The 25,599-nt window shown below is 58.1% G+C and carries 20 protein-coding genes; 8 read left to right on the top strand and 12 right to left on the bottom strand.

The window, feature by feature from the left end; all coding sequences use genetic code 11:
• Positions 1–21 precede the first annotated feature (21 nt).
• From BA177_RS16910 to BA177_RS16900, 3 genes are read right to left on the bottom strand one after another with little or no spacing between them, the layout of a single operon-like run.
• Entirely contained in the window at positions 22–447 is a 426-nt protein-coding gene (locus BA177_RS16910) for a YqaA family protein (protein WP_068618164.1), read from the bottom strand.
• A complete protein-coding gene (locus tag BA177_RS16905) occupies positions 444–1,136 on the bottom strand; it encodes a gamma-glutamyl-gamma-aminobutyrate hydrolase family protein (protein WP_068618162.1) in 693 nt (230 codons plus the stop codon). Before BA177_RS16905 ends, BA177_RS16910 begins: the two co-directional genes overlap by 4 nt.
• Positions 1,133–2,158, bottom strand: coding sequence for an amidoligase family protein (locus BA177_RS16900; RefSeq protein WP_231892467.1), 1,026 nt, complete (start codon positions 2,156–2,158; stop codon positions 1,133–1,135). The genes BA177_RS16905 and BA177_RS16900 overlap by 4 nt, the downstream gene beginning before the upstream one ends.
• Positions 2,159–2,364: 206 nt before the next feature.
• Here BA177_RS16900 and BA177_RS16895 point away from each other — a divergent pair, with 206 nt between their 5' ends.
• Positions 2,365–3,471: an AI-2E family transporter gene (locus tag BA177_RS16895; RefSeq protein WP_231892466.1), complete on the top strand. Its 1,107-nt coding sequence runs from the start codon at positions 2,365–2,367 to the stop codon at positions 3,469–3,471.
• 39 nt (positions 3,472–3,510) lie between these two features.
• Here BA177_RS16895 and BA177_RS16890 read toward each other — a convergent pair whose 3' ends face one another.
• The 3 genes from BA177_RS16890 to BA177_RS16880 form a co-directional block, all read right to left on the bottom strand.
• Positions 3,511–3,693 carry a hypothetical protein gene (locus BA177_RS16890; RefSeq protein WP_068618160.1) on the bottom strand — a complete coding sequence of 61 codons (183 nt, stop codon included), beginning with the start codon at positions 3,691–3,693 and terminating at the stop codon, positions 3,511–3,513.
• Positions 3,694–4,138: 445 nt separating this feature from the next.
• Complete coding sequence (locus BA177_RS16885) at positions 4,139–5,329, bottom strand: BaiN/RdsA family NAD(P)/FAD-dependent oxidoreductase (RefSeq protein ID WP_068618157.1); 1,191 nt, start codon at positions 5,327–5,329, stop codon at positions 4,139–4,141.
• 451 nt (positions 5,330–5,780) lie between these two features.
• Positions 5,781–6,434 carry a TetR family transcriptional regulator gene (locus BA177_RS16880; protein WP_068618155.1) on the bottom strand — a complete coding sequence of 218 codons (654 nt, stop codon included), beginning with the start codon at positions 6,432–6,434 and terminating at the stop codon, positions 5,781–5,783.
• A gap of 138 nt (positions 6,435–6,572) precedes the next feature.
• Here BA177_RS16880 and BA177_RS16875 point away from each other — a divergent pair, with 138 nt between their 5' ends.
• The 3 genes from BA177_RS16875 to BA177_RS16865 are packed head-to-tail and all read left to right on the top strand — an operon-like array spanning position 6,573 to position 12,271.
• Complete coding sequence (locus BA177_RS16875; RefSeq protein ID WP_082990215.1) at positions 6,573–7,748, top strand: efflux RND transporter periplasmic adaptor subunit; 1,176 nt, start codon at positions 6,573–6,575, stop codon at positions 7,746–7,748.
• A gap of 10 nt (positions 7,749–7,758) precedes the next feature.
• The gene (locus BA177_RS16870; protein WP_068618153.1) at positions 7,759–10,890 is read left to right on the top strand and encodes an efflux RND transporter permease subunit; all 3,132 of its coding nucleotides are present in this window, start codon (positions 7,759–7,761) and stop codon (positions 10,888–10,890) included.
• Entirely contained in the window at positions 10,883–12,271 is a 1,389-nt protein-coding gene (locus BA177_RS16865) for an efflux transporter outer membrane subunit (RefSeq protein ID WP_068618151.1), read from the top strand. The genes BA177_RS16870 and BA177_RS16865 overlap by 8 nt, the downstream gene beginning before the upstream one ends.
• Before the next feature lie 30 nt (positions 12,272–12,301).
• On the opposite strand, the gene BA177_RS16860 is transcribed toward BA177_RS16865, so the two are convergent.
• Together BA177_RS16860 and BA177_RS16855 are read right to left on the bottom strand one after the other, a co-directional pair.
• Entirely contained in the window at positions 12,302–12,928 is a 627-nt protein-coding gene (locus BA177_RS16860) for a response regulator (protein ID WP_068618149.1), read from the bottom strand.
• Positions 12,925–15,759 carry a PAS domain S-box protein gene (locus BA177_RS16855; protein ID WP_068618147.1) on the bottom strand — a complete coding sequence of 945 codons (2,835 nt, stop codon included), beginning with the start codon at positions 15,757–15,759 and terminating at the stop codon, positions 12,925–12,927. The genes BA177_RS16860 and BA177_RS16855 overlap by 4 nt, the downstream gene beginning before the upstream one ends.
• 222 nt (positions 15,760–15,981) lie before the next feature.
• Between BA177_RS16855 and BA177_RS16850 the strand changes: the two genes are divergently transcribed.
• Entirely contained in the window at positions 15,982–16,362 is a 381-nt protein-coding gene (locus BA177_RS16850; RefSeq protein WP_068618144.1) for a DUF7009 family protein, read from the top strand.
• 115 nt (positions 16,363–16,477) lie between these two features.
• Here BA177_RS16850 and BA177_RS16845 read toward each other — a convergent pair whose 3' ends face one another.
• The gene (locus BA177_RS16845; RefSeq protein WP_068618142.1) at positions 16,478–17,086 is read right to left on the bottom strand and encodes a BON domain-containing protein; all 609 of its coding nucleotides are present in this window, start codon (positions 17,084–17,086) and stop codon (positions 16,478–16,480) included.
• A gap of 413 nt (positions 17,087–17,499) precedes the next feature.
• Here BA177_RS16845 and BA177_RS16835 point away from each other — a divergent pair, with 413 nt between their 5' ends.
• The 3 genes from BA177_RS16835 (at position 17,500) to BA177_RS16825 (ending at position 20,953) form a co-directional block, all read left to right on the top strand.
• A complete protein-coding gene (locus BA177_RS16835; protein ID WP_068618138.1) occupies positions 17,500–18,645 on the top strand; it encodes a DUF819 family protein in 1,146 nt (381 codons plus the stop codon).
• Between the two features lie 88 nt (positions 18,646–18,733).
• Positions 18,734–20,176, top strand: coding sequence for a cryptochrome/photolyase family protein (locus tag BA177_RS16830; RefSeq protein WP_068618136.1), 1,443 nt, complete (start codon positions 18,734–18,736; stop codon positions 20,174–20,176).
• Between the two features lie 192 nt (positions 20,177–20,368).
• On the top strand, positions 20,369–20,953 hold the full coding sequence (locus BA177_RS16825) for a TetR/AcrR family transcriptional regulator (protein WP_068618134.1): 585 nt from the start codon (positions 20,369–20,371) through the stop codon (positions 20,951–20,953).
• Between the two features lie 15 nt (positions 20,954–20,968).
• On the opposite strand, the gene BA177_RS16820 is transcribed toward BA177_RS16825, so the two are convergent.
• From BA177_RS16820 to speA, 3 genes are all read right to left on the bottom strand, one after another.
• Complete coding sequence (locus BA177_RS16820; protein ID WP_068618132.1) at positions 20,969–22,597, bottom strand: flavin monoamine oxidase family protein; 1,629 nt, start codon at positions 22,595–22,597, stop codon at positions 20,969–20,971.
• Between the two features lie 101 nt (positions 22,598–22,698).
• Entirely contained in the window at positions 22,699–23,601 is a 903-nt protein-coding gene (locus BA177_RS16815) for a carbon-nitrogen hydrolase (protein ID WP_068618130.1), read from the bottom strand.
• On the bottom strand, positions 23,598–25,592 hold the full coding sequence (gene speA / locus BA177_RS16810; protein ID WP_068618128.1) for a biosynthetic arginine decarboxylase: 1,995 nt from the start codon (positions 25,590–25,592) through the stop codon (positions 23,598–23,600). Before speA ends, BA177_RS16815 begins: the two co-directional genes overlap by 4 nt.
• Between the last annotated feature and the right edge of the window lie 7 nt (positions 25,593–25,599).

The following is a 25,599-nucleotide window of genomic DNA, read 5'->3' as shown; positions in this document are numbered from 1 at the left end:
TCGTTATTCAACCTGCACCAGTCAGCCGGCAAAGTGCACAATGCCGATCAAGGCTGCATAGCGTGCTGCTTTGCCAATCGCTACCAGCGTCAGGAACAGCCAAAAGTTAACCCGCATCAAGCCGGCAACAAACGTTAGCGCGTCACCACCAATTGGCGCCCAGGCCAGCAACAGGGACCACACGCCGTAACGCTGAAACCAGCGTTGTGCGCGACCAAGGCGTTCCTCCCGAAACGGAAACCAGCGGTGTTCGCGAAACCGCAGCAAGTACACCGCGAGTGCCCAGTTCACAGCCGAACCCAAAGTATTGCCGACAGACGCTGTTAGCCACAGAAGCAACGGGTCATGACCTTGCAGAAGCAGGCCGGTGAACAGCACCTCGGAATACGCTGGCAATATGGTCGCCGCGAGTAAGGCCGTCAGAAACAAGCCACCGTAGATGATCACGCGTGCCGGTCCCGTGCCGCCCGATAGTCAGCCGCTGCCGCCAGCAGGGCGCGAAACAGTCGTCGTTGTCGTGCAGAGTAAATCAGGAACTCCGGGTGCCATTGCACACCGTGCAGAAACGGGTGATTCGCACGCTCAACGGCTTGCACGATGTCATCGAGATCTCGTCCGCTGATGGTCAGGCTATTGCCAACCCGGTCGATGCTCTGGTTGTGCAGGCTGTTGATGCGGATGTCACCCGCGCCGAGTATCCGCGCCAGTCTGGAACCACCGTCCAGGCAGAGGGTTTTCAGTGGCAGGATAAAGCGACGCCTGGAAGTCTTGCGGCGGCGTTTTCGCAGGTCCTGAAACAGGCTGCCGCCCATGCGCACGTTGAGCAGTTGGGCGCCGCGGCAGATCCCAAGCAACGGTGTTTCATCGCGCAACGCGGAGTCGATAATGGCGGCCTCGAAACGGTCGCGTTCCGGATCGTAGTTGCCCACGACTTCCGCTTCTGCTTTGTACAAGGTCGGTTCGACATCGTGACCGCCGCTGATGATCACACCATCGAGCGCAGAGGTATCGACAGGACTGCCGGGGCGCAGTTGCACCGCCCGGCCGCCGGCGAGCCAGACGCCGAGGTGTATGCACAGGCGTGGTCCGACCGCACCGCGTCGTGGCCCGGTGATGCCGATGAGCGGGCGGCTCATGTGCCGCTGCTGACCCCGGGCATTGCAGCGACTTCGTCGGCCCAGTTGTCGAACAAGCGGCTGAGCGGTTTATCCAGCCACGCGGCGTACGCGCTGCACAAATTGTTGAGCCGGTCACGGTCAGCGGCCAGGCTTTCGACGACCAGCCAGTCACCCCATGCCAGATGAATGCCCCAGTCTTTGCGGTGGATTTCGCAGTTGGGCAGTCGGTAGTGCAGGGTTGGGCGCGGTTTGACGCGCGGGTCGTCGACGACAGCGCGCAAGCGCTTTTCGTCGAGGTGCATGAACAACGGCAACATGTCGAGTGCCCGGTTACGGCTTGGGTTGTCGCTGAGGTAATCATCGATCAGCTGTGCTTGATCGGGCCAGTATTCGGGATCAACTACCTTGCGAACATAGCTTTCCGGAAACGCAGCGCTGAACCCGGTCAGACGACGGGTCAGGTCGACTTTGCTACGCGCAGCAAGCCAGTCGTAAAGACAAAAGAAGGCCTTCAGGTAGCCACTGATCGTGGCTGCCTCAAGGTCAGGCAATTCCGGATTGAACTGCATACCGAAGGCATAGGTAACGCCAGCGCCAGAACCCTTTGCTCCCGCCGATCGCAAACGAGCAATCAGCGCCTGTATGTCTGCCAGCCGTTGTATTGGCAGTGGCGGGCTGACAATCTCGACCGGCACGATTGCTTCGGCGCCCGCACGCAGCACGCCTTCGGCCACTTCGTTGAGCACTGCCAGCATTTCGACATCGGCCGGTTGTTCACGGCCCAGTTCCTTCAGGTACGCGTAGTCCAGTTCGACGCCCCATTCGCCGGCATCGTCGCCGGTGATGAAATGTTCGTAGGGCGTGTCTTCGCGAACTTTGCCGTTGAGGTGGGATGCGACCATCCGGCTGACCTCGCTGACACTGAGGCCGATCATCTCAAGTTCAACGCCGATCCGGCGCGGCTTGCCGCTGGCGGTATGCATTGCCGCCGGCAGCGGCACGGACCAGGCGTTGAAATCCATCGGCATGTCTACTTCCATCACAAAGATTGACCCTAACAAATGGTGGAACTGACCGCGAACACGGCACTGGCGTGCTCTTGCGGCGGCCGGCCAGCTGTTACCGGCTATTGCCCGGTTCGGCATTCACCTGTTGCAAATTACGGCTCCAGGACAGCGGGACCGTACTCAGGCATTTTTTAACCAGCCGCATCCGGCGCACGAGTTTTGTGTAATGATTGCGACCTATGAGTAATCCGCAAAATTACAACACGCATATGAACAGCGTTAGCCGCTGGTTTCGGCGTCACCTCGAGAACCCCCAGGTCGTCACGCTGACGCTGGCGTTGCTGAGTCTTGGTTTGTCAATTTACCTGTTCGGTAACATGCTTGCACCGGTACTGGCGGCCATCGTGATTGCCTACCTGTTGCAGGGTCTGGTTGCCCGCCTGGAACGGTTGGGTGCCCCGCATTTTCCCAGTGTACTACTGGTGTTCGTTGGCTTTATATCGTTTGTTGCCATGATGCTGTTCGGCTTGTTACCGCCTTTGATTCGGCAGGTATCACGACTCGTTGCTCAGGTGCCGCAGATTCTTGAGCGTGCGCAGGGGCTGTTACTGCGGCTGCCAAAGGAATACCCCAACTTTCTATCCGAGGCACAGATTCAGGAATTCATTGCTGGTCTTGGGTCCGAATTCATTCGCCTTGGGCAACCGGTGCTGTCGTATTCGATGACATCGCTTGTTGCCTTGATCACGGTCATTGTCTACGTCGTGTTGGTGCCTCTGTTGGTATTTTTCATGATACGTGACAAGAACCGCATACTCAGCTGGCTGGCGGAGTTTTTGCCGAGCGAACGTCAGCTTGCCGGTATCGTCTGGCAGGAAGTGGATGCGCAGATCGGCAACTACGTGCGCGGCAAATTCTGGGAGATCATCCTGGTAGGCTCGGTAACCTTTGCCGTTTTTTCCATGCTGGGTTTGCAGTTTGCCCTGTTGCTCAGCGTACTCACCGGACTATCAGTACTGATCCCCTATGTCGGCGCCGCCGCCGTTACAGTGCCGGTCGGCTTGGTCGCGTTGTCGCAATGGGGGCTAACCGCCGATTTTTATTACGTGATACTCGCCTACGGAATTATCCAGGCGTTGGACGGCAATCTGCTTGCACCTTTGTTGTTCAGCGAGGTCGTGAACCTGCATCCGGTGGCGATCATCGTGTCGATACTGTTCTTCGGCGGTATCTGGGGGTTCTGGGGCGTGTTTTTCGCCATACCTCTGGCTACCCTTATTCAGGCCGTACTCCGGGCCTGGCCGGGTGCGCCATTGCCGCCCGCCCCGGAAACTCCGGCGGCGTAGCACCGCAGGGACGGCTGAATGCTGCGCTGCTTTGCGGCTTCAGTCGTTTTTGTTTGCGCGAGCGTGTTCAGCGGACGGCGTATCGTCCTGTGCGCGGTTCTCTGACCGGGCTTCGTCGCTGGCACTGGCGGTGGGAATAGCAAAGTCTGAATTACGCATTACCGCATACGCGCTCGTTAGTGCGACCAGCAGTACAACGCTGTAGAGAATGTTTTTCTTCACGACGTTACCTTGACGCGGATTAAAGTTGGGCGGGTACTGACTAACTGTAGCGTAGCTAATGCGATGCAGGTATGCCGTGTCAAACCCGCCGCTTTGAACGCTGGGTCAGAATGACGGCGATTTCTGACGGTGTTTCTTGCGCGAAAATTTGCGTTCACTCCGTGCAATTTCTGACGATGTCTGCTGTTGTCATTGTCAGGCAACAGGATATCGCGGCAGAAATTCTTGCGACTGGCGGTGATCATGGTCGCGTACTACTATTACCGATTGCCCGGCGATTTTGAAATGTCGCCAGGCAGCGACAAATTCGCTGTACATTCCGGTTTTTTCGGTCCACATACGGCGGAAGTTGTGTCGAAAGAGCGGACCGTGGTCCGCATCGCCGCCTCAAATTTGCGCAAATCTGCCGCCCGGATTCAGCTTGCGTCGCAAGACGATCGCGTTTCTAGGCAACCTGCCCGGCAGCGTGGCCCGATGCCCAGGCCCACTGAAAATTGAACCCGCCCAGGTGCCCGGTGACGTCGACTACTTCACCGATGCAATACAAACCACGCTGCTGTTTTGCTTCCATCGTCTTGGACGACAATTCGTCGGTATCGATACCGCCGAGCGTGACTTCCGCGGTCCGGTAACCCTCGGTGGCTGCCGGTCGCAATAGCCATTGCTGGAGCCGGTTCGCCAGTGCGTCGAGATAGCGGTGACTGAGTTCGGCCAGCGGCGAGTCAATGGCGTCAGGCCAGAGCACCGCCTGTAATTCCAGCACCAACGCCCGCGGCAACGTGCCGGACAGAACCGTTCGCAGCACAGCCTTCGGTTGGGCGGCCTTCGCCTTCATGAGAAACTCTGCGGCGTCCATGGCCGGCAACAGGTTGCATTCAATACTCTGGCCTGGCGACCAGTAACTGGAAATCTGCAACGTGGCGGGTCCACTGAGGCCTCGGTGAGTGAACAGGATGCTTTCTTCGAAGTGGTTGTCAGCGACTGATAGCGCCGCGGGCGTACTCACTCCAGAGAGCCGGCTCAGCATGTCTTGTGTCGTTCCGGCAAAGGTAAAAGGAACCAACCCTGGACGGGTCTCGAGCAATGCCAGCCCGAACTGTTTGGCAAGCTGGTAGCCGAAACCGGATGCACCCATTTTCGGAATAGAGAGTCCACCCGTCGCGATGACCAGCGATTCCGAGTGAAATCGCCCGTGGGCACAGTTCACCTCGTAGTGGCCGGCGTAATCAACGGCGCTGATCGCGCTGTTCGTCAGGATTTCAACACCCGCGCGCTCGCACTCAGCAAGCAACATTCCGACTATTTGTTTCGAAGAGTCGTCGCAAAACAGTTGGCCCAGTGTTTTCTCGTGCCATGCGATGCTGTGCTTTTCGACCAGCGCAATAAAGTCCCACTGGCTGTATCGACTGAGTGCTGAAATGCAGAAGTTCGGGTTTGCAGAAAGGTAGCGCGACGGTTCGCAGTACAGATTGGTGAAATTGCAGCGGCCGCCGCCGGACATCAGTATTTTTTTGCCGACCCGGTTGGAGCCCTCCAGCACCAGTACGCGCCGCCCTCGCTGACCGGCGGTAATTGCGCACATTAGTCCGGCGGCGCCTCCACCGAGCACGATTACATCGTATTTTTCTGCTGCCATAAGACCGAAACGTTATAAGGGCCACCTGGCCAGGACTGCAATACTGCCAGCGTTGGAATTCCGGGTGCAGCTGCAACGGGCGACTTTACGCGATATGCAGCTCAACATCTCGCGCTGCACCGCTGCCAGCGAACAATTCGAGGCGCCAAGTAAACGACCGTCATTCCGGTGACATCGAAGGCGGGCAAACTCGGCCACTGGCGCCGGCTTTTGTTCAGTAAGTGAGTGTCAATTGATGGCGCCTGCGTGGCCAATCCGCGAGTGCCCGAAATATTCCTGGCAATGTTGTCAAATTCAGCGGCACTCGTTCGACTACGCAATACAAAGTGTCTTGCAGTACGGCAAAGGCTGCCGGCTGTCCACCGTTCAAAAGAGTCAATAACCAGTGAGCAAGCGTTTTGTCCGAGCGAACCGCCCAGGGGCATACCAGGCCGTCCTGGCGTTACCGGGTTTAGCCGTTCGCGGTCTTGCGGTGCCGTGCCGGGATGTCCCGGTGGACGAGACCGCTAATGTAAATGTCGACGTAGGCCTCGGCGGATTTCTCGAGGTTGGTGGATTCCGGGTGGATGAGCCAGTTGTAAATCAAACCCTCGATATAGCAGAACAGACCGCTGATGGCCGTCAGGACGTCAGTGGATCGTGGCAATTGCCCGGCCTGTATAGCTGCCTCAAAAAGCTCAGTGACGTTGTGCGCGCATTCTGTGCGTGCTTTCCGCAGGCGAGACTTCATAACGGCTGCATCGTCAACGTTTTCACACTTGTGCAGCAGTATGTCCCAAACCTGCTTGGTGTTCGGATCTGCAACAGCGCGTTGCAGGCAATCAACGGCCTGACGACGAATGCTTTCCAGTGGGTCCTTGCCGGGCGTGCAGTTCCCGCAACCCCAGGACACATCAACCGGCATTTCAGTTCGATGCCAGAGCGCTTCAACGAGGTCGGTCTTGTTCTTGAAATGCCAGTAGACAGCGCCGCGTGTAACGCCGGCACAAGCAGCAATGTCGGCGAGCGAGGTCTTGGTCACCCCCTTTTCGCAAAACACTTTGCCAGCCGCTTCGAGCAGGTTGTCACGCGTTTCCAAGGCTTCTTGTTTGGTCTTTCTGGCCACTTACGGTCCTCAGGTTTTCGTTTTCCGGGCTGCGGTGTTGCCAATAGTACATTAATGTTTACAAACATACATGAATGTATGTATATTTCCGCGCCCTCGAAGAATAACTTACTGCCGGTGCCACCCGTTGGAGTCCCAATGCAACCTAATACGCTGTTTTTATTATTGTTTTCCTTGATTGCTCTGATTCAGCTCGGGTGCTCCGGTAATGCTCAGGAAATGGCCGCTTACCCACCACCGGCGGTGTCTGTCGTCAGTGTGCAGCCACACAGCGTCCCCGTCGAACGTGAATACGTCGGCCGCACGATGGGGTCGCGCGAAGTCGAAGTGCATGCCCGGGTGACCGGCATCGTGGAACAGCGCTTGTACCAGGAAGGTGCTGCCGTACGTGCCGGCGACCCCTTGTTTCGCCTGGACCGATTGCCTTTTGAAGCGCGCGCGGCAGCCGCGGAAGCCGATCTGGCGCGTGCGCGGGCCGAACACGCACGGGCGGCGCGGGAACATGCGCGGCTGAAACCGTTGGTTGCAGCGAATGCTGTCAGCGCCAAAGAACTCGACGACGCCAGTTCCGACGAGGCGCTGGCGGCAGCGACCGTCATGCAGGCCGAAGCTGCCCTGCGGGATGCCCGTATTCAGCTGGGCTACACCGACGTCCGTTCGCCAATCGACGGCATCACCGGGCTCGCCGAAAAGTTCGAAGGCGCTTTGGTAACGGCTGGCACCGACAGCCGCCTGACAACCCTGGTGCAGCTCGACCCTATCGACATTCACTTCTCAATATCCGAGAACGAATGGCTGCAACAACAAACAGAGCTCGCCAGTGGCGCCATGGAGAACCCGGACGACGACAAACTCGAAGTGCGTATCGTGCTCGCGGACGGCTCGGAGTTTGATCGCGTCGGTCGCATCAATTTCACGGCCGCCCGGATCGATGACGCGACCGGCACCTACAACGTACGGGCGCGATTCGACAATTCGGATCAGCGCCTGAAGGCCGGTCAGTTTGTGCGTGTCCGGGTGACCGGCGCCGAACGCCCCAACGCGATAGCCGTCCCGCAGAAAGCCGTCCTGGACGGCCCGCAGGGCAAGTTTGTTTTCGTGCTCGGGGAAAATGAACAGCAACAAGCTATCGCCGAAATTCGCCCGGTCACCGTTGGTGATTGGCTGACCGAAGATGGCAGCCAGATGTGGCTCATCACCTCCGGCTTGCAAGCGGGCGAACGGGTCATCGTCGACAATTTCGTCAAGCTCGCGCCGGGTGCCGCGGTGACCGTCATCGATACCTCCATGCCAGCCGTCGCTGACGCGCACTGAGGATTGCCTAATGATGTCTCGCTTCTTTATCGATCGCCCCATCTTCGCGACGGTGATCTCGGCTTTTATCGTTATCGCCGGTCTGGCCTCGATACGCCAATTGCCCGTTGCGCAGTACCCGGAAATTGCCCCTCCCGTGGTCATGGTGCGCGCGGTCTATCCGGGCGCTTCTGCCGAAGTCATTGAGAAAACCGTCGCCGCGCCGCTGGAAAATCAGATCAATGGCGTCGAGCGCATGCTCTACATGAACTCAACCTCCACCTCGAACGGTGTGGTTGAGATTTACGTGACCTTCGACATTGGCGCCGACGCCGACAAAGCCGAGCTTGATGTCAATAACCGCGTGAAGCAGGCCGAAGCCCGCTTGCCGGAGGAGGTTCGTCGCCAGGGTGTAACCGTCCAAAAGAGTTCTTCGTCGTTTTTGCAGGTGATCGCCTTCCGTTCTACTGACGGCGCGTTGGACGATTTATACATCAGCAATTACGTCACGATGAATGTCCTCGACCGCCTGAAACGCACGCCGGGCACGACCGGGGTCCAAATATTCGGTGCCAAAGACTACGCCATGCGTATCTGGCTGAAGCCGGATCGCCTGACTCGCCTGAACCTTACACCCGATGATGTTGCCGGCGCGGTGCGAGAACAGAACGCACAGTTCGCACCCGGCAAAGTCGGTCAACCGCCTTCACCCACCGGTCAGGACCTGGTCTACACGATCACCAGCAAAGGGCGTTTGAGCGACGTAGCGGAGTTCGAAAATATCGTCCTGCGCACCGAAGCGGACGGCTCCATCCTGCGCCTGAAAGACGTTGCCGACGTTACCCTGGGATCACGCGATTACGAATTCATCGGCAGGGTCAACGGCCAGTCGGCCACGCTGGTCGGTATATTCCTGCAGCCCGGGACCAACGCATTGGCGGTTGCCGATGAGGTATCCGAGGTGGTTGCCGAACTCTCAAAGGATTTTCCGCAGGGCTTGGAAGCCAGTGTTGTGTACAACACCACCCGGTTCGTCGAGGTATCCATCCGGGAAGTTGCGAAGACGCTCGTTGAGGCGATGATCCTGGTATTTCTGGTGGTCTACCTGTTCCTGCAGAACTGGCGAGCTACCCTGATTCCGTCGGTCGCCGTTCCGGTTTCCCTGATCGGTACATTTGCCGGCTTGCAAATGCTGGGCTTCTCAATCAATACACTGACCTTGTTCGGCATGGTGCTGGCCATTGGCATTGTGGTCGACGATGCCATCGTCGTTCTGGAGAATGTCGAACGCATCATGCACGAGCAAAAGAAATCCGCCTACGACGCCGCTATCCAGGCCATGCAGGAGGTGACCGGTCCGGTTATAGCCATTGTCCTGGTCCTGATTGCCGTGTTCGTCCCCATTGCGTTTCTGGGTGGGCTTGCAGGCGAGTTGTACCGCCAATTTGCTATCGCAATTTCATTCTCGGTGGCCATTTCCGGAATTGTCGCACTGACCCTGACGCCGGCGCTGTGTGTCGCTTTGTTGCAAGGCACACAGCCGCAGCCTGGACGATTTTTCCGCTGGTTCAATCGCCAGTTCGCCCGTCTGACCCGACGTTACACAGCCGGTGTGGCGTGGATGATGAAAAGAGCCGCAGTCGGGCTGTTGTTGTTCGGCGGCATGGTATTGATTACCGCAGGACTCTGGAAGGCAACTCCGGGTTCCCTGGTGCCGGACGAAGATCAGGGCTTTTACATCGCGGCCGTCATGTTGCCGGATGGTGCCACGCTGGAACGCACTGACGCGGTTGTCCAGGAAGTCATCGATCAGGTGCTGTCCAACCCTGCGAACAAAACCGCCGTGGCCTTTACCGGCTTCGACATGCTGGGCGGTGGTTTCCGCAACAGTGCGGCCACCATATTCGTCACGCAGGTCGATTGGGACGAACGCGAAACCACGGCGGCCGAACTGGTCAATGAGCTGTACATGAAGACCGGCCATATCCGGGATGGACTGGTGCTGGCCTTTAATCCACCACCCATATTCGGCCTCGGCGCTGCGGGCGGCTTCGAGCTGTATATCCAGAATCGTGGCGACAGTGATCCCGCCGGTTTAAGTGCCGTCACGCAGCAATTCGTGCAACAAGCCAACATGGACCCCTTGTTGATGAACGTCGCAACCTTGTGGCGGGCCAACGCACCGCAGATCGACGTAGCGATAGACCGCGAGAAAGCGAAGGTGCTGGGAGTACCGATCGATTCATTGTTCAACACCTTGTCCGGCACAATGGGGACGTACTACGTCAATGACTTCAACAAGTACGGTCGTACCTGGCAGGTGTTGATGTCAGCCCATCCCGATTATCGGCAGCGCCCGGGTGATATTGGCAATGTGTATGTGCGCTCGGCCAGCGGTCAGCAGATTCCCTTGTCGTCGCTCGCGACCATCAACTATTCGTCAGGACCGGACACCCAGGATCGATTCAACAATCTGCCCGCGGCAAAAGTGTTCGGTAGCGGTATGCCGGGCGTCAGTTCCGGGCAGGCAATTGAACGGGTAGAGCAGATACTCGGGGAGATCCTTCCGGCCGGCTACACCTTTGAGTGGTACGGCGCGTCGTATCAGGAAAAGCAATCGAGCGGTGCCGGCAGCATTGCGCTGCTGCTGGCGGCCGTCATGGTCTTCCTGATTCTTGCGGCACAGTATGAGCGCTGGACCTTGCCTTTCTCTGTGCTGATGGCGCTGCCGTTCGGTACGTTCGGCGCGTTGGTCGCCGTGTGGTTACGCGGCATGACTAACGATGTCTATTTTCAAATAGGTCTCGTTACCCTGTTGGGTCTGGCCGCGAAGAACGCAATCCTGATCGTTGAATTTGCCATGTTGAAGAAGCAGGAAGGCTTGTCCGGTTATGACGCCGCTCTGGAAGCGGCCCGGTTGCGGTTTCGACCCATACTGATGACCTCAATGGCCTTTATACTGGGTGTTGTCCCGCTGGCGTTTTCCAGTGGCGCGGGTGCCGCCGCGCGCAAATCAGTGGGTACCGGTGTCATGGGCGGCATGTTGGCGGCGACGTTCCTGGCGATCTTTTTTGTGCCGTTGTTCTTCCGCCTGATCAGCAAGCAGCGCAAGCCAAAGGTCGCGCCGGAACTGCCGGCGAAGCTGGGGGTGGCTCATGATTAAGTTCATCGCTCTGCTGCCATTGTTTGTGCTGAGTGGGTGTGCGGTAGGTCCGGATTACCAGCAACCTGTCAGCCAACTACCCGACGACTGGCAACAACCGGTTGCTGATACCGGCTACCTCGATACCTGGTGGGGGCAGTTCGGCGATGCAGAGCTTACGGCCTATATCGAAGAAAGCCTGGCGCACAATAACGACCTGAAAGTGGCGATTGCGAACGCGGATATCGCCGCGGCCGCCTTGCGGCAGAGCCGTTCGGCTCTTTACCCCGGCGTGAACCTTGCCCTGGATGCGACGCGCAACAAGAACAGTGGCAATGCATCATTCCCGCTGCCGACCTCGCCCGATACAGAGTTCCGTGGTGGCCTCGAAGTGGTCAACTATGAATTCGATATCTGGGGCAGGATTCGACGCGCGAATGAAGCTGCGATGGCTGATCTTGCGGCGGATACAGCGGTCATGCACGGCGTACGCTCGTCACTGGCAGCCAGTGTTGCGCAAGTCTATTTCCAGGCGCTGGCACTGGACCGGCAACTGGCGTTGCTGACCCGGTTGCACGAGACGCGTACGGACAACGAACAATTGCAGAAGCTGCGTTTGGACAGCGGCCTGATTTCGCCGTATGACTATGAGCAGGCGCGCAGCGAGACCGCCGCTGTCGCGGCACAGTTACCCGTCTTGCGCGAAAGCCGGCGTCAGGCACTGACTGCCCTGGCGGTGCTGCGCGGGGTGACGCCGGAGGCTATGTTTGCCGGCTGGGTATCACCGCAGGACCTTTCCGCTTTCGCTCTGCCCGAGGCACCGCCTGTACCGATGGACTTGCCGTCGGACATGCTGGCGCGACGTCCCGATGTCATTGCCGCCGAGCAGCGTTTGATTGCTGCCAATGCTCGCATCGGCGTCGCCAAGGCCGGCTATTTTCCGCGGTTGTCAGTCGGTGGCTTTTTTGGCGGCTTGTCGACCAGCTTCGATACGCTGGATGCCGAGGGTTCGCGCAGTTGGAATGCGGCCGTTGCGACCTCCATGCCACTGACCCGCTTGCGCGAGATCGGGGCACAGGTCGACAGTGCCACAGCCGCAACCGAGGCTGCGGCGGCCAGCTATGCCGGTACGGTACAGCTCGCTTTCCAGGAGACTCTGAACGCACTGGGCCTGGTCGCATCGACTGCCGAGGTGCGCGCGGCGCAGCAGGACAGGGTAGCGGCATTGGAAAATGCCTACAGAATATCGACTGCCCGCTACGATGTCGGGCGCATCGGTTATCTCGAGTTGCTGGATGTCGAACGGCAATTACGCCAGGTTGAACAGGAACAGGTCGAAGCACAGCTCGCCCAGTTGCAGGCAACGGTGGATCTGTATCGCGCCTTGGGCGGCGGTTGGTAGGGACGGAAATTACCGCTGAAATGGCCCTGCCTAATCGAGCAGGTGATGCTCGATCGCGAAGCGCGTTACCTCCACATCGGATTTCAGGTCCAGTTTTGCCAGTATGCGTCGCCGGTAGGTGGCGACGGTATTGATACTGAGATCCAGCTGCTCGGCAATGTTGCGTGTTCCGCTGCCCGATGCGATAAGTCGCAGCACCTGAAACTCGCGACGGGATAGCTGCGAGTGCGGTTCTGCGGGAATCTTGTGGTTGCCAGTTATCTCCGCCGCAAGCGCCGGGCTTAGGTATTTGTTGCCCGCCATGACTTGCCGGACTGCATCGACAATCTCGTCAGCGGCGCTCTCTTTGGAGACGAAGCCAGAGGCTCCCTCGTCCAGCAAGCGCATGGCGTAATTGCGCTCCGGCAACATACTCAGCATCAGGACCGGCAGGCCCGGCCGGGTATTTCGCAATTTCTGCAGTGCTTCGATGCCGCTTGTGCCAGGCATATTCACGTCCAGTATCACAATGTCTGTGGCGTGTGTCATTGCGTATTCAATGGCGGTCGGTGCATCGCTGGCCGCTGCAACAACAGTCATATCGGGTTCCGAGTCAAACACTTTGACGAGACCTTCGCGTATCAGTGCATGGTCGTCGGCGATCAGTATTCTGATCATACATCGCCGCCGCTGGTCATCGTGTGGCCAGCCAGAGGAACACTGACCGATACTCGCGTGCCGCGTTCGCCGTTGTTACCGATTTCAAAGCTGCCGCCAGCCATGGCGGCTCGCTCGCGCATACCGAGTATGCCAATGGACCGGATACCGTCCACGATTCCGGCATCCATGCCACAGCCATTGTCACAAATGCTCAATTCAACTTGACCGTTATCTGTTCGTAGCTGAATGTCGATTCGATCCGCGCCAGCATGACGCGCTGTGTTGGTCATTGCCTCTTGTGCAATCCGGTACAGCGTTGAACGAGTTCTGGCATCGAATTCGGGTTGCTGCTGCGGGTAACCGAACGAGCAACGTATTCCGGTGCGTTTCTCGAACTCTTTTATGTGCCATTCAAGAGCGGGAAGCAGGCCAACTTCGTCCAGCCCGTCCGGTCGTAGCTGTCGTGCGATTCGACGGACAGAGTCTATGGTCTTGTCGGTCAACTGTTCCATGGACTTCAGCGCACGCGACAGCTTCCTGCGGCTCGGCAGCGGCTTGCGTTCGTTCACAGCAGCGCGTTCGAGCAAGGCGATATCAATTTTTAATGCTGTGAGCATTTGCCCAAGTTCATCGTGTATCTCACGTGAGATCGTGGCCCGCTCGTCGTCGCGGATATCTTCCAGGCGCATGGTGAGAGTGCGCAGACTGGCTTCGGAACGGCGCACCCGGTCCAAAGTCTCGTGCAGTTCTGTCACGTCAAGACACGCACCGGATACGCCCACAGCATTGCCATCCGCGTCGCGCACAACGTCGTTGTACATCTGCACTGTACGGACGGTGTGATCCGCGCGGCGAATCCGGCAGCGCACAATACGCGACGCACCGTCGGTGATTACTGCCCGAATAGTCGCCTCGGCCATGCCGCGATCCCTTTTCTCGACAGCGCGCAACAGATCGTCGAGGCATTGAACGGGTTCCGCCGGACCTATACCCGCGATTCGTCGCAGGCCTGTGGAAACAATCAGCCGGTCATCATGGACTTGCCAGTTCCAGCTGCCCATGCTGGCCATTTTCTCGGCCCGGGTCAGCATCTTGTCGTGCAGTTTCAGGTTGCGTTCGGCGGCACGTATTCGGGTTACATCCCGGCCGACGGCCAATACCAATCCCTCTTCTACCCACGGCGAGGCATTCCAGCGGATATCCTTGATTTCCCCATTGGCCGCAAGGCAATGCAGGTCGAACAGGACCAGCGAATCGCCTTTCAACATCGCGGCGCGGCCGAGTTCCCCGGCATCCCGGTCTTCTGGCGCGACCAGATCGGGCAATGATTTTTGAGTCATCTGTTCCGGCGTGTAGCCCAGAATTTTTTCGCATGCCGGATTTGCCCGGACTATGCGCCCGTCGGCGCGAGCAACCAGCAACATGTCAATGGACAGGTTGAAGAAGTTATCGCGCTGGTACTCGGCTTCGCGTTGTGCGCTGCGACTTTGCAGAAAGGCGACAATTTGTGAAACCTTGTTGTCCGCTCCTTTGACCGCCGACAGGCTGGCCAGTACCCATTGATGGCCTTCGTTGGTTTTGCAGCGAAACTCGAGCTCGCAACCGGGCAGTTGGCCCGTGCTTATTCTGCGCAAGGCGCTATCGACGTCCGCCCAGTCTGCCGGATCGACAAACTGTTCAATGGCCAGTCCGCTGGCAGCTTTCAAGCTTGTTCCCGTCATGCTGGAGAACGCCGGATTTACCTCGGTTAATCTCGCATTCGTATCGAGGATGATTGAGGCCACGCTGGCACCCTCGAACATTGATCGAAAGCGCTCTTCGCTGTCCCGCAAAGTTGTGCTGGCGAGGTGCAGGTCGGCGGTGCGTTCTTCGATACGCCGTTCCAGCGATTCATTCAACGCCTGCAGTCCTGTTCGGGCCTCACGTTCCCTGCTGATGTCGCGGTATGCGACAACGGCATGGATGTCAGCGCCGGCACCAAACGCCGATACCTGGACATTGAACCAGCGCAAGCCATCCGGGCCAGCACAGGGGTAATCCAGGGTGACTTGCAGGTGGCGGTCACCGCCCGCAATTTGCCGCAGCGCATTCAAGACATGCTGAGCTTCGTCGATGCCTGCTGCGAGAGCGCTTTCGCACACTTGTAGATAGTTGACCCCCGGAGCATTGCCACTGATCAGCGTCAGATTCTCGTTCTTTGTCGCGCTCGCGAAACCGGACCAGGCACGGTTCACGTAAATGATCTCGCCGTGCTTGTCGATGATGGCGATGTGGTCGTTAAGGCAGTCGATAGTCGCGCGCATGAAGGTTTGCGACAGTTGCCGCGCTGCATCCGCTTTTTTTGCCTCCAGAACTGAATGACGAAGTTCGATCTGGGTGATGACCTGGCGCGCCAGTGCCTGCAACGAGGCTTGCTGTTGCGCTGCCATTTTGCGGGGCTTCTGATCGACCACGCACAGGCAGCCGAGTTTGTGTCCGTCTTGAGTGATCAGGGGCGCGCCGGCGTAGTAGCGGATGTGCGGTGGGCCAGTGACCAGCGGATTTTCCGCGAAGCGGGTGTCCGCGCGCGTATCGCAGACCTCCATGACTCCATCGGACTCAATGGCATGTGTGCAGAATGAGATATCTCGCGAAATTTCGCTGAGTTCGAAATTGACCCGACTCTTGAACCACTGCCGGTCGGTGTCCGTCAGGCTGATCATGGCCGTGGGCATGTGGCACAGCTCAGTTGCAAGCCGAACGATGTCTTCGAAGTTCTGCTCTGGCGCTGTGTCGAGCAACGCGTAACGGTGCAGTGCGCTGATGCGTTCTGTTTCGTCTCGTACCGCCGATTTCCTGTCAGTCGGCATTCGTGCTCCGTCCACTGATGATTTGCAGGGACCAGGTAAAGGCCGTGCCTGCAACCATATTAGGGCTTTTCTTGCCAATTAGACACTGCGAGCGCCGCAGAATAGTTATCACGCGGCACAACGGCCGGCAACTGCCGGAAATGAACAGTCGATACAGCGCGACGAGCCGGTACCATTACGGCTACCAACGGGTAGCGCAGCCATCGAGGTCAATGGTCGCAAATGAAACTAAGAATACGCGGTAATTCGGTGCGCCTGCGGCTTACGCGCAGCGAAGTCGAGGCGTTCGGCAAGACCGGGAGCGTCGTGGAACAGACTCACTTTGCCGCCGGCGGCGTTATGGAATACGGACTCGAAGCCGTTGCAGACCTTGCTGCCTGCACGGCGACCTTCGACGGCAGGGCAATTCGGGTGCTGGCGCCGAAGCCGGCCGTGGAACGCTGGGTCAACTCGGACGACGTTGCCGTCGCTACATCGGCGGCCGGTACACAGGATGGGCATGCGCTGACAGTGCTGATCGAAAAAGACTTTGCGTGCCTGACCGAACGTCCGGGTGAGGATGACAGCGATGCGTATCCGCACCCGCATCCGGATGAGTGCTAGCAGCAACGGTATTGTTGCGACTGCCGCTTAACTACCCGCCGGACGCGCAAAAAGCAGAGGCCCTCGCGGGGCCCCTGCCAATTGCGCAAGTGCGCAAATATAGCGGCATCAGCGATTATTGATTGCTGACCACGAGTTTGTTATCAACCCGCGCTACGTCACCCGTATTCTTCGCGAGTGCTTCAGCGAGATCCCGTTCTTCACTGGACTCAACCGTACCGCTCAGGGTCACGACATCGTCTTTGGTATCAACATTGATGCTGAGACCTTTGGTGTTGCTGTTCGCCATCAAGCGGGTCTTGACGGTTGCTGTAATCGTCGCATCACCGACTGTTTGCATGAAGCTGTTGGCGGTCTTCTTCGCCTTGCCGGTCATTTTTTCCATTGAGTTTTCGCCTCTGACGGTAAGCTCGTTGTTGACTGACGCTACGCCATCGACGTTCTGCGCGATTTCCCCGGCGAGGTCGCGGTCGATATCGGACTCAACTTCACCTTCCAGCAAGACTACGCCGTTCTCCACCTTGGTATCGATGCTGAACGGGTTCAGGTGCCGGTTCAGTGTGAACGCGGTTTCGATGCGGCCATCCAGCCAGGCATCCTTCATCGCGCCCTGGTAACCGTCCTCCTTGTCATCCGCGGCATAACTGTTGCCGGCGAGGGCGACGCCCAGTATCAAACCCGGTATCAGCAGTTTTCGTGTGCTCTTGGTAGTTGATGTACGCATGAGTATCTCCTTGTCACTGAATTAAACCGCGAACCGTCCGGATTGTTTGCCATGTGGCAAACGCCGGCGTTTAGCGTGTGCTCGGTATACTCAAAGCAGATTCCGTGCCAGTTGCGGGGAAACGCCGGCAAGTGCCTGAATTGCCGTGTTTCCGGGCGGTTGCTGGTGACATTGCTCGAATACCGCCGCGGCATTTGCTTGCAAAAATTACAAGCGTCATTCCAAACACTGCAATCGCGGAACTGTTTCTTATCGGCGACAGCCTGTGGTATTCATGCCGAGCAGCGACAGAGGCCGGGTTGTTGGCGAAAAAAACAACGATTGAATAACAAGCCCGAACTCCGCCGGTATAAATACCCATGGCGCTGATCGGTCGCGGCGACTGCCATTACTGACTACAGAGACAAAATGCGATGACATCACTGATAAAGCCTGATCAGGACTTCGCGATCTGGGCCGTCTTGTTCGGGATTGCAGCCTTCGGCTTTTTCAGCGAGCGTTTTGCGCTGGGCCGCAAATACTCCGGTGTAATGCTGTTGATCACGCTAGCGATCGTGCTGTCGAATCTGCGCATTATTCCCACAGCGGCGCCCGCATATGACGTTGTCTGGCAGTACCTCGTGCCAATCGCCATTCCGTTGCTATTGTTTCAAGCCGACCTCAAGAAAATATTCAGAGAGGCAGGCGCAACTCTTATTGCGTTCATGATCGGCAGCGCGGCTGTCGTTGCCGGAGTGATGGTTGCCGTCTCTCTGATCGATCTTGGCAGCGAAACGTCAAAACTCGCAGGAATTTTCACCGGCACCTACATTGGTGGCTCTCTGAACTTTGCTGCTGTGGCAGAAGCGACCCGGTTTGACGACGAGAGTGTTCTGACGGCGGCAGTTGCGGCAGACAACGTCATCACCAATTTGCACCTGCTGTTTATCGTTTTTTTGCCGGGCGTGGCGAAGTTCGCCAGCTACTACCCGAGCCGCAGAGCCGGATCCGAAATGGTCGGCAGTGTGCTCCTGCCCGAGAGCACGCACAGGGTTGCCGACCTGGACATTGCCGGCCTGCTCGCCGCACTGGCGCTGGCGTTCGCGATGGCCGCCGCCGGTGCCGGTTTTGCCGCGGCGCTCGGGCGCCCGGAGTACGCGATCCTGCTGACAACCTTACTGGCATTGCTGGCCGCCACCTTCGCACAACGGCTGGTGTCGCAGCTGTCCGGCTACACGGAAGCGGGCAATATTCTGATGTTTGTATTCCTGGCCACTATCGGCGCCAGCGCCGACATCTGGTTGTTGATCGAGATCGCGCCGATTCTGTTCCTGTTCGCCTGCATTGTTGTCGCCACCCATTTGCTGCTCATCTTGTCGCTTGGTCGCTTACTGAACATAGGCCTTGCGGAAATCTGCATTGCCTCGGCAGTGTGTATCGGCGGTCCCGCATCGGCGCCGGCCATTGCTTCCGCCAAAGGCTGGAACGACCTGGTACTGCCTGGCGTGCTCGCCGGTTCCTTCGGCTATGCCTCCGGCAGTTTTATTGGCGTTGCGGTGTTCGAGTGGTTAAGCCGCTAGGGCTATCGCACGGCGTTACAACTCGTTACGAATTCACCGGTCGGGCAATCGTATACTGCTGGTCAACCTTTTCCCGGGACCGCCGTCAGTGACAGCTTCCGACGTAATCATCGTATGGTTCAGGCAAGACCTGAGGCTCGCCGACAATCCGGCGTTGGCCGCTGCAGCCGCTACCGGTGCGCAAGTACTGCCTTTGTATATCCTCGATGACGATAATGCCGGTGAGTGGGCACTGGGTGCTGCGAGTCGTTGGTGGTTGCACCAGAGCTTGACCTCGCTCGACAAGTCCCTGCATGGCAAGTTGTCCGTTCTGGCCGGCGATGCGCACGAAATTCTGCTGCGCACCGTATCGGAAACCGGTGCTGCAGCGGTGTACTGGAATCGTTGTTACGAGCCCTGGCGCATTGATCATGACCGGCGTATCCGCAAGTCATTGCAGGCTCAGGGTGTTGCGGTCCGCAGTTACAACGGCTCACTGTTGTACGAACCGACGACCGTGCATAAACGCGACGGCTCACCCTACAAGGTTTTTACGCCCTACTACCGAAACGGTTGCCTGGAGAATGCGCCGAAACCTCGCCCGCTGGTGGACCAGCCTGCGGGAGTTGCTTTTCTGGCATTGCCCAGTTCCAGCCGGATAGAAGACCTGCGACTGCTGCCGGCGCAGCGATGGTATGAACGCATGGCGACAAACTGGACTCCTGGCGAATCAGGCGCCGCACAAAGGCTGGACGCGTTTCTTGCTGACGGCATCAGTCATTACTCAAAGGGTCGCGACCGACCGGACCAGCGCTTCGTTTCGCGCTTGTCGCCGCACCTGCATTTTGGCGAGCTGTCGCCGCATCAAGTCAGGCAGCGGATATTGCAGTCGGTTGCGGACGATGAGCCCGACGAGAACAGAGAGCATTTTCTCCGCGAGCTGGGCTGGCGTGAGTTTTCAACTTACCTGTTGTATCACTGGCCGGAAATGACCCGCAGCAACCTGCAACGCAAGTTCAATCGCTTCCCGTGGCGAGAGGATTCGTCAGAGTTGCAGAAATGGCAGACCGGCCAGACCGGCATTCCCATTGTCGATGCGGGAATGCGCGAATTGTGGCAAACGGGGTTCATGCACAACCGGGTGCGGATGATCACGGCATCATTCCTGGTCAAAAACCTGTTGTTGCACTGGCATCACGGTGAAGATTGGTTCTGGGACACTTTGGTGGATGCCGACCTTGCGAACAACAGTGCTGGCTGGCAGTGGGTCGCGGGCAGTGGTGCTGATGCGGCACCTTACTTTCGGATTTTCAATCCGGTGACACAGGCTCGCCGCTTTGATCCTGACGGGGACTATGTCCGCGAGTTCGTGCCCGAATTGCAGCCGCTGCCCGACAAGTACCTGCACGCTCCCTGGGAAGCACCGGCGGCTGTTTTGCAGGAAGCCGGAATCCGCCTGGGTCGAGACTACCCGCAGCCGCTTGTCGACCTGAAGGAAAGCAGAGCGCGCGCGCTGGCGGCTTTTCGCTCCATGACGCCTGCCGATCTGTAATAACAGTAGTAACGGACGGTTAGTGGAACAGGGGTGCGTTCTTTGCGGGTATGCACAAACCGGTAGTTCTTGTTATAGACTCCGCGTGTACCGGCAAAAAAACAATGCCCGCAACGGGCAAACGCCGGTGGTGGTCACGAGCCACCTGTCCGAACTGTAAGTGGGGTGTTCGGAAAAGACCGGGGGGTCACTATGTTGGAAGAATCAGCAAGACCGGCGAACGTCCGTACTCGCATTTTGCAGGCAGCGTACAAGCTGTTCTCCGAGAGTGGCGTGGGTGCAGTGGGTGTGGACGCCATCGTTTGCGAATCAGGCTGTGCGAAGTCCAGCCTGTACAACAATTTTGAGTCAAAAGAAGATCTGGCGATCGCGTTCCTGAAAGAGCGTGAAGCCCTCTGGACCAGGAACTGGCTGGAAGCCAATATACGTCGCAATGCGGCGACGTCGGAAGATCGTCTGATAGCGATGTTCGACGTACTGGATACGTGGTTTCGTTCCGCGTCTTTCGAAGGTTGCTCGTTTATCAACGTCATGCTGGAGTCGCCGAAGGGCAGTGCGGTGCGTCAGGCGGCCACAAATCATCTTGCCAATGCCCGACAAATGATTGCCGATCTGGCACGGCAGGCACGACTTGTTGATCCAGACAGCTTTTCTCAGGTCTGGCACATGTTGATCAAAGGCTCGATTGTTTCCGCCGGCGAAGGCAACAGCTCTGCGGCCGTTGACGCGCGCCGCGCAGCAACGATGTTGCTTAACGGCTGGGCACGCAGCGCCTGACGCGCGCAGTTCGGCTCATGCAGTATCGCGACTGACGATGCCGTCGATCGCGTTGTACGCCGAAAGAATGGCACCTTCCTGCCAGCCTTGCAGCATGCTCAGGTGCTCGCCCGCCAGAAACAGCCTGTCGTCCCCGTTCAGCAGTACACCGGGGTTCGATATGCCCCACGCACCGCGTTGAAACGGTACCTTGTTCCAGGCGACGCTGATGCCGCGTGCCGCTTCGCCAGCCAGCTCCGGATGCACGGCGCTGCCCTGGGCCAGCACGGTATCGATCCGTTGCTGCGGCGTCAGTGCGCTGAACTGACTGCCGGCGGCGCCGCCGAACATGTAAGCGCCGATCAGTACGCCGCTCTCGGAGCCCATATTGTTATTCGGGTACCAGAGCTGGGTAATGTCCTGCGTGGTCCACGAAATGCCACCGTAAATATTGTGGTCCTGCTCCCAAAAGCGGCGCGACTGGAACGCGAGTTTTGCCGCTGGCGTGTAGACGAAGTTGCTGATCGCAGAGCTGTGAGCCGCCGAAAAGTCGTGCGGAATGTCGCGCAATACCGTCGCCGGGATGGTGCAAACGCAATAGTCCGATTCCAGCGTTCGACTGCTGCCACCTGCATCGCGATACACAACACGTGCACCGTTCGCAGTCTTGCGTATCTGATCAACCGTGGCCTGGTAGACGATACTTTGTTGTACCTGCGCTTCGAAGGCCAGCGCGATACGGTCCATACCGCCAACCGGCTGCAACAGGCTCGCCTGTTGCTCAAGCCCATCGGGAAAGCTGGTTCGCAATTGCCAGAAGGTGTCTTGCACTAGGTCCTGCAATGGCAATGGCGCGAGTAGCTGGCCACGGTCCCGGCTGCCTGTGTTCTCCTGGCCCGGAAAGCCGGCCCTGCTGCTGCCATTGTAGGTGTCGCCCGCTGACAGGTCGCCGAACTCACGCAACATGGCCAGCACATTGGCCCGGTCCGTTGTCGACAGTTGCTGGTCCAGTGCATTTTGGTTGATGGCGGTCGCCAGCAACTCGGCAATGTGTCCGCGCGAATCGGTGATCACCCGACGGGCGACTTGTGGCTGACCATTGAATGCAGCGGGAGAGTGCAGAAGCGCTGCGCGGTTGTCATTGATGAACGGTTCGAGCGCCACGCCAAACTCGCGGCAGTACCCCAGCAGGAACTCGTGGTGGTGAGGAATGCGCGCGGGCCCCGCGTTGAAGTACAACTCCGGCGCAACATCAAACTGGCATTGCTGGGTGGAGTCGGTTTCTACCGCGAGGTCACCGCCACGTATTGTGCGGTTGCGCCCCCCGGCACGTGCGGTTCCTTCGAGTATCGTGCAGCTGTAACCGAGCCGCGTCATCTCCAGCGCGGTGGTCATGCCGGCGATGCCGGCACCCAGTATCACAACCGACGTACCAACCCCGATATTCGGCGGCCAGTCTCCGGGACGCGGACCGCGAATGCCGCTGCCCGGGGTGGCGGGTGGCGTGGAGGGGGTTGCGGCGCTCGATGCCGATGATGAACCACAGCCGGCCATGCCGCTGATGCCCATGGCTGCCATAACCCGCAGCATCGCGGAACCACCGACAGTACGGCCTATGCCGGACAGGAAATCCCGCCGACTCAATCCTGCACGCGAGGCGTTCATGCAGCCATTGTGCGGCCGGCTGGGGGCGTGCGCAATTGGCGATTACTTAGAACTAAACCGCATAAGAGAGAGTTGGCTTGGTGGCGTACTCGCGGCCCGATTTATTCGTTGTCGAGAAAGCGTTTCGTAATCGGCTCGTAAGCATCGATGCGTCGGTCGCGCAGAAACGGCCAGCCGTGACGTGTGACCGCCATTTCGTCGAGATCTATCTCGGTAATGAGAACAAGTTCTTTATCGACCGGAGCGCGCGCAATGATGCGGCCATCCGGTGCAACGATGAAACTCTGACCCCAGAACTCGATACCGCCGTCACTCGCCGGATCGGGTTCGAAGCCGAATCGATTGACTGCAACGACGAAACAGCCATTTGCTATGGCGTGTGATCGCTGAATGGTTTCCCACGCTTCATGTTGCTCCTTGCCGACCTCTCCCTTTTCTTCAGGGTGCCAGCCGATAGCGGTGGGATAGAAGAGAATCTCGGCGCCTTTCAAAGCCGTTAAGCGCGCGGCCTCCGGATACCATTGATCCCAGCAAATCAAAACACCCAGTTCGGCTTTGGCCGACGCAAATGTCTTGAAGCCCAGATCGCCTGGGGTGAAATAAAATTTCTCGTAGTAACGCGGGTCATCCGGAATATGCATTTTTCGGTACTTGCCCACGTAACCACGATCACGATCCAGGACCGCGGTTGTATTGTGGTACAGGCCGGTTGCGCGCTTTTCGAACAGGCTGGCGATGATTGTTACGTCGAATTCGCGGGCGATGTCCGCAAACGAATCGGTGACCGGCCCCGGTATCTCGTGAGCCAATCCGAAAAAATCAGCGTCCTCTGTCTGGCAGAAATAACGCGAGCGAAAAAGCTCGGGCAAACATATGACGTCAGCGCCGTCCGTTGCTGCTTTGCGGGTAAGGGCCAGTGCCCGGTTGGTATTATCGTCAACGTCGTCGCTCATCGACATTTGCACGATGCCGAGTTTCAGTTTGCGGGATTGCGTGCCGCTCATGACTTCGTCACCTCGTTCGTTCGACGGGTATCGTAGTAAGTCTCTTGTTGAAAGCAGGCGAGATACTGCTCGAGTATCTGCATGCCACGTTTTGGTCGGATCTCGCCGGCTTCAATTTTGGCCTTGATCAGTTCGTTCATTCGCCGTTGCAAGTCATTGGGGAAATACTGTACCTGTGCCAGCATGTCCTGAATCTTGATGCCCGGGATGGTCTTCTCGATCCAGAAATTGCCCTCTTCTTCCTGATCGGCATACACGTGCACTTCTCCAACGCGGCCGAACAGGTTGTGAGCATCGCCCATAATGTCCTGATAAGCGCCCATCAGGAAAAAGCCGAGATAGTAGGGCTCGCCGGGTTTCAACGAGTGCAGTTCCAGAAAGGATTTGTCTTCATTGGACGATACGTACTCGGACACCTTGCCATCAGAATCACAGGTCAGATCGACCAGCAGTGCGCGGCGCGTTGGTTTCTCCGCGAGGCGTTGCAACGGCATGATCGGGAAGGCCTGACCGATTGCCCAGTGATCGAGTACCGACTGGAATACCGAGAAGTCGCACAAATACTGATCGACCAGTTTTTCTTCGAGTTCGATGAACTCCGGTGGGCGCGGATCTGGCGCGGCATAGCGCAGATGCTGCAACAGTAAGGAGCAGATGCTCCAGTACAGTCTCTCGACCAGAGCGTCCTGCTCGAGCGCCAGAAAACCGAGCCGGAACATCGTCGCAGCATCGCGGTGTGTCGCATCAATCGTGTGATAGGCCTCCAGCAACTCGCTGGCAAGCCATTCACCCGGTTTCGCGTTACGCAGTTCTTCGTGCAATGCTGCCAGGCGCTTTACGGTGTCATCGGCATCGTTGGCGGGCGAGAAATTGTCGGCGATCCGGTCTTTGGTATACGCACCCAGTGTCTCAACGACAAGCACCGAGTGATGCGCGGTGATGGCGCGGCCACTCTCGGATACCAGTATCGGGTGAGGCACGTCCCGCTGATCACAGACTTCTGCGACACTCGTGACGATCGCATTGGCGTATTCCTGCAGGCTGTAATGAATCGCGCCTTCTTCGTTGTCAACGGAGTAGTCCACGCCTAAGCCGCCGCCGACATCCAGATAGCGCACCGGCAAGCCGCGATTGACGAGTTCGGCGTAGATCTGGCTGATCTCTTTCGCTGCTTGCTTCAGTATCTGAACATTGGTGATCTGGCTGCCAAGATGAAAATGCAGCAGCACGAATGCGTCGCTGCGGCCGAGCTTTTTGAGTTGCTCAACTATTTCGATCAGTTCAGGTAGAGAGATGCCAAACTTCGAGCGGTAGCCACCGGAGTCAGCCCATTTGCCGGAGCCCGAGGTGCGCAAACGGATGCGTACACCGAATTGCGTTGCTGTATCGGCTGCTTCGGCCAGTTCCATGAGTTCTTCGAACTCGGCGAACTTTTCCATTACCGGGATGACGTTCTTGCCAAGCCGCTGGGCAGAGAGGATCAACGACAGCATCGTGCGGTCTTTGACGCCGTTGCAAATCAGTAATGTATTGTCGTCCTTGAGGTACGGCAGGGCGGCAATCAGTTCGGATTTGGAACCGCACTCCAGTCCGAGGTTGAACGGTTGGCCGGCATCGAATACTTCATCGACGACTTCCTGCAGTTGATTGACCTTGATCGGGTAGACACCGCGATAGCTGCCCTGATACTCGTTTTCTTCGATCGCGTCGCGAAACGCGTGATTGATACGTTGCACTCTTGCACGCAAGACGTCCTGAAAGCGCAGCAGAATGGGCAGGGTCATGCCTTGTTTGATCGCCTCGTCGACGACATCCATGATCATGAAGCGCAGGTCGCTGTCGTCCAGTGGCTGCACGGCAACCTGGCCGCTGTCATCGACCACAAAGAAGCCGTCGCTCCACGATTCAAGCCGATACAGTTCGGCCGCATCGTCCGCCTGCCAGTCTGCACTACTGTCGCTTGCCTGCACGTCTTGCTGGTCGTGACTCATCGAATGA

The organism is Woeseia oceani, from assembly GCF_001677435.1.
Classification (GTDB): domain Bacteria; phylum Pseudomonadota; class Gammaproteobacteria; order Steroidobacterales; family Woeseiaceae; genus Woeseia; species Woeseia oceani.
This window is presented reverse-complemented; position numbering and strand designations above follow the sequence as displayed.

Excerpts from the sequence above, each read along its gene's own strand:
- BA177_RS16885 (WP_068618157.1), bottom strand. The coding sequence starts at position 5,329 with ATGGCAGCAGAAAAATACGATGTAATCGTGCTCGGTGGAGGCGCCGCC.
- BA177_RS16850 (WP_068618144.1), top strand. The coding sequence starts at position 15,982 with ATGAAACTAAGAATACGCGGTAATTCGGTGCGCCTGCGGCTTACGCGC.
- BA177_RS16860 (WP_068618149.1), bottom strand. The coding sequence starts at position 12,928 with ATGATCAGAATACTGATCGCCGACGACCATGCACTGATACGCGAAGGT.
- BA177_RS16895 (WP_231892466.1), top strand. The coding sequence starts at position 2,365 with ATGAGTAATCCGCAAAATTACAACACGCATATGAACAGCGTTAGCCGC.
- BA177_RS16900 (WP_231892467.1), bottom strand. The coding sequence starts at position 2,158 with ATGGAAGTAGACATGCCGATGGATTTCAACGCCTGGTCCGTGCCGCTG.
- BA177_RS16870 (WP_068618153.1), top strand. The coding sequence starts at position 7,759 with ATGATGTCTCGCTTCTTTATCGATCGCCCCATCTTCGCGACGGTGATC.
- BA177_RS16845 (WP_068618142.1), bottom strand. The coding sequence starts at position 17,086 with ATGCGTACATCAACTACCAAGAGCACACGAAAACTGCTGATACCGGGT.
- BA177_RS16865 (WP_068618151.1), top strand. The coding sequence starts at position 10,883 with ATGATTAAGTTCATCGCTCTGCTGCCATTGTTTGTGCTGAGTGGGTGT.
- BA177_RS16825 (WP_068618134.1), top strand. The coding sequence starts at position 20,369 with ATGTTGGAAGAATCAGCAAGACCGGCGAACGTCCGTACTCGCATTTTG.
- BA177_RS16815 (WP_068618130.1), bottom strand. The coding sequence starts at position 23,601 with ATGAGCGGCACGCAATCCCGCAAACTGAAACTCGGCATCGTGCAAATG.
- BA177_RS16855 (WP_068618147.1), bottom strand. The coding sequence starts at position 15,759 with ATGCCGACTGACAGGAAATCGGCGGTACGAGACGAAACAGAACGCATC.
- BA177_RS16905 (WP_068618162.1), bottom strand. The coding sequence starts at position 1,136 with ATGAGCCGCCCGCTCATCGGCATCACCGGGCCACGACGCGGTGCGGTC.
- BA177_RS16875 (WP_082990215.1), top strand. The coding sequence starts at position 6,573 with ATGCAACCTAATACGCTGTTTTTATTATTGTTTTCCTTGATTGCTCTG.
- speA (WP_068618128.1), bottom strand. The coding sequence starts at position 25,592 with ATGAGTCACGACCAGCAAGACGTGCAGGCAAGCGACAGTAGTGCAGAC.
- BA177_RS16835 (WP_068618138.1), top strand. The coding sequence starts at position 17,500 with ATGACATCACTGATAAAGCCTGATCAGGACTTCGCGATCTGGGCCGTC.
- BA177_RS16820 (WP_068618132.1), bottom strand. The coding sequence starts at position 22,597 with ATGAACGCCTCGCGTGCAGGATTGAGTCGGCGGGATTTCCTGTCCGGC.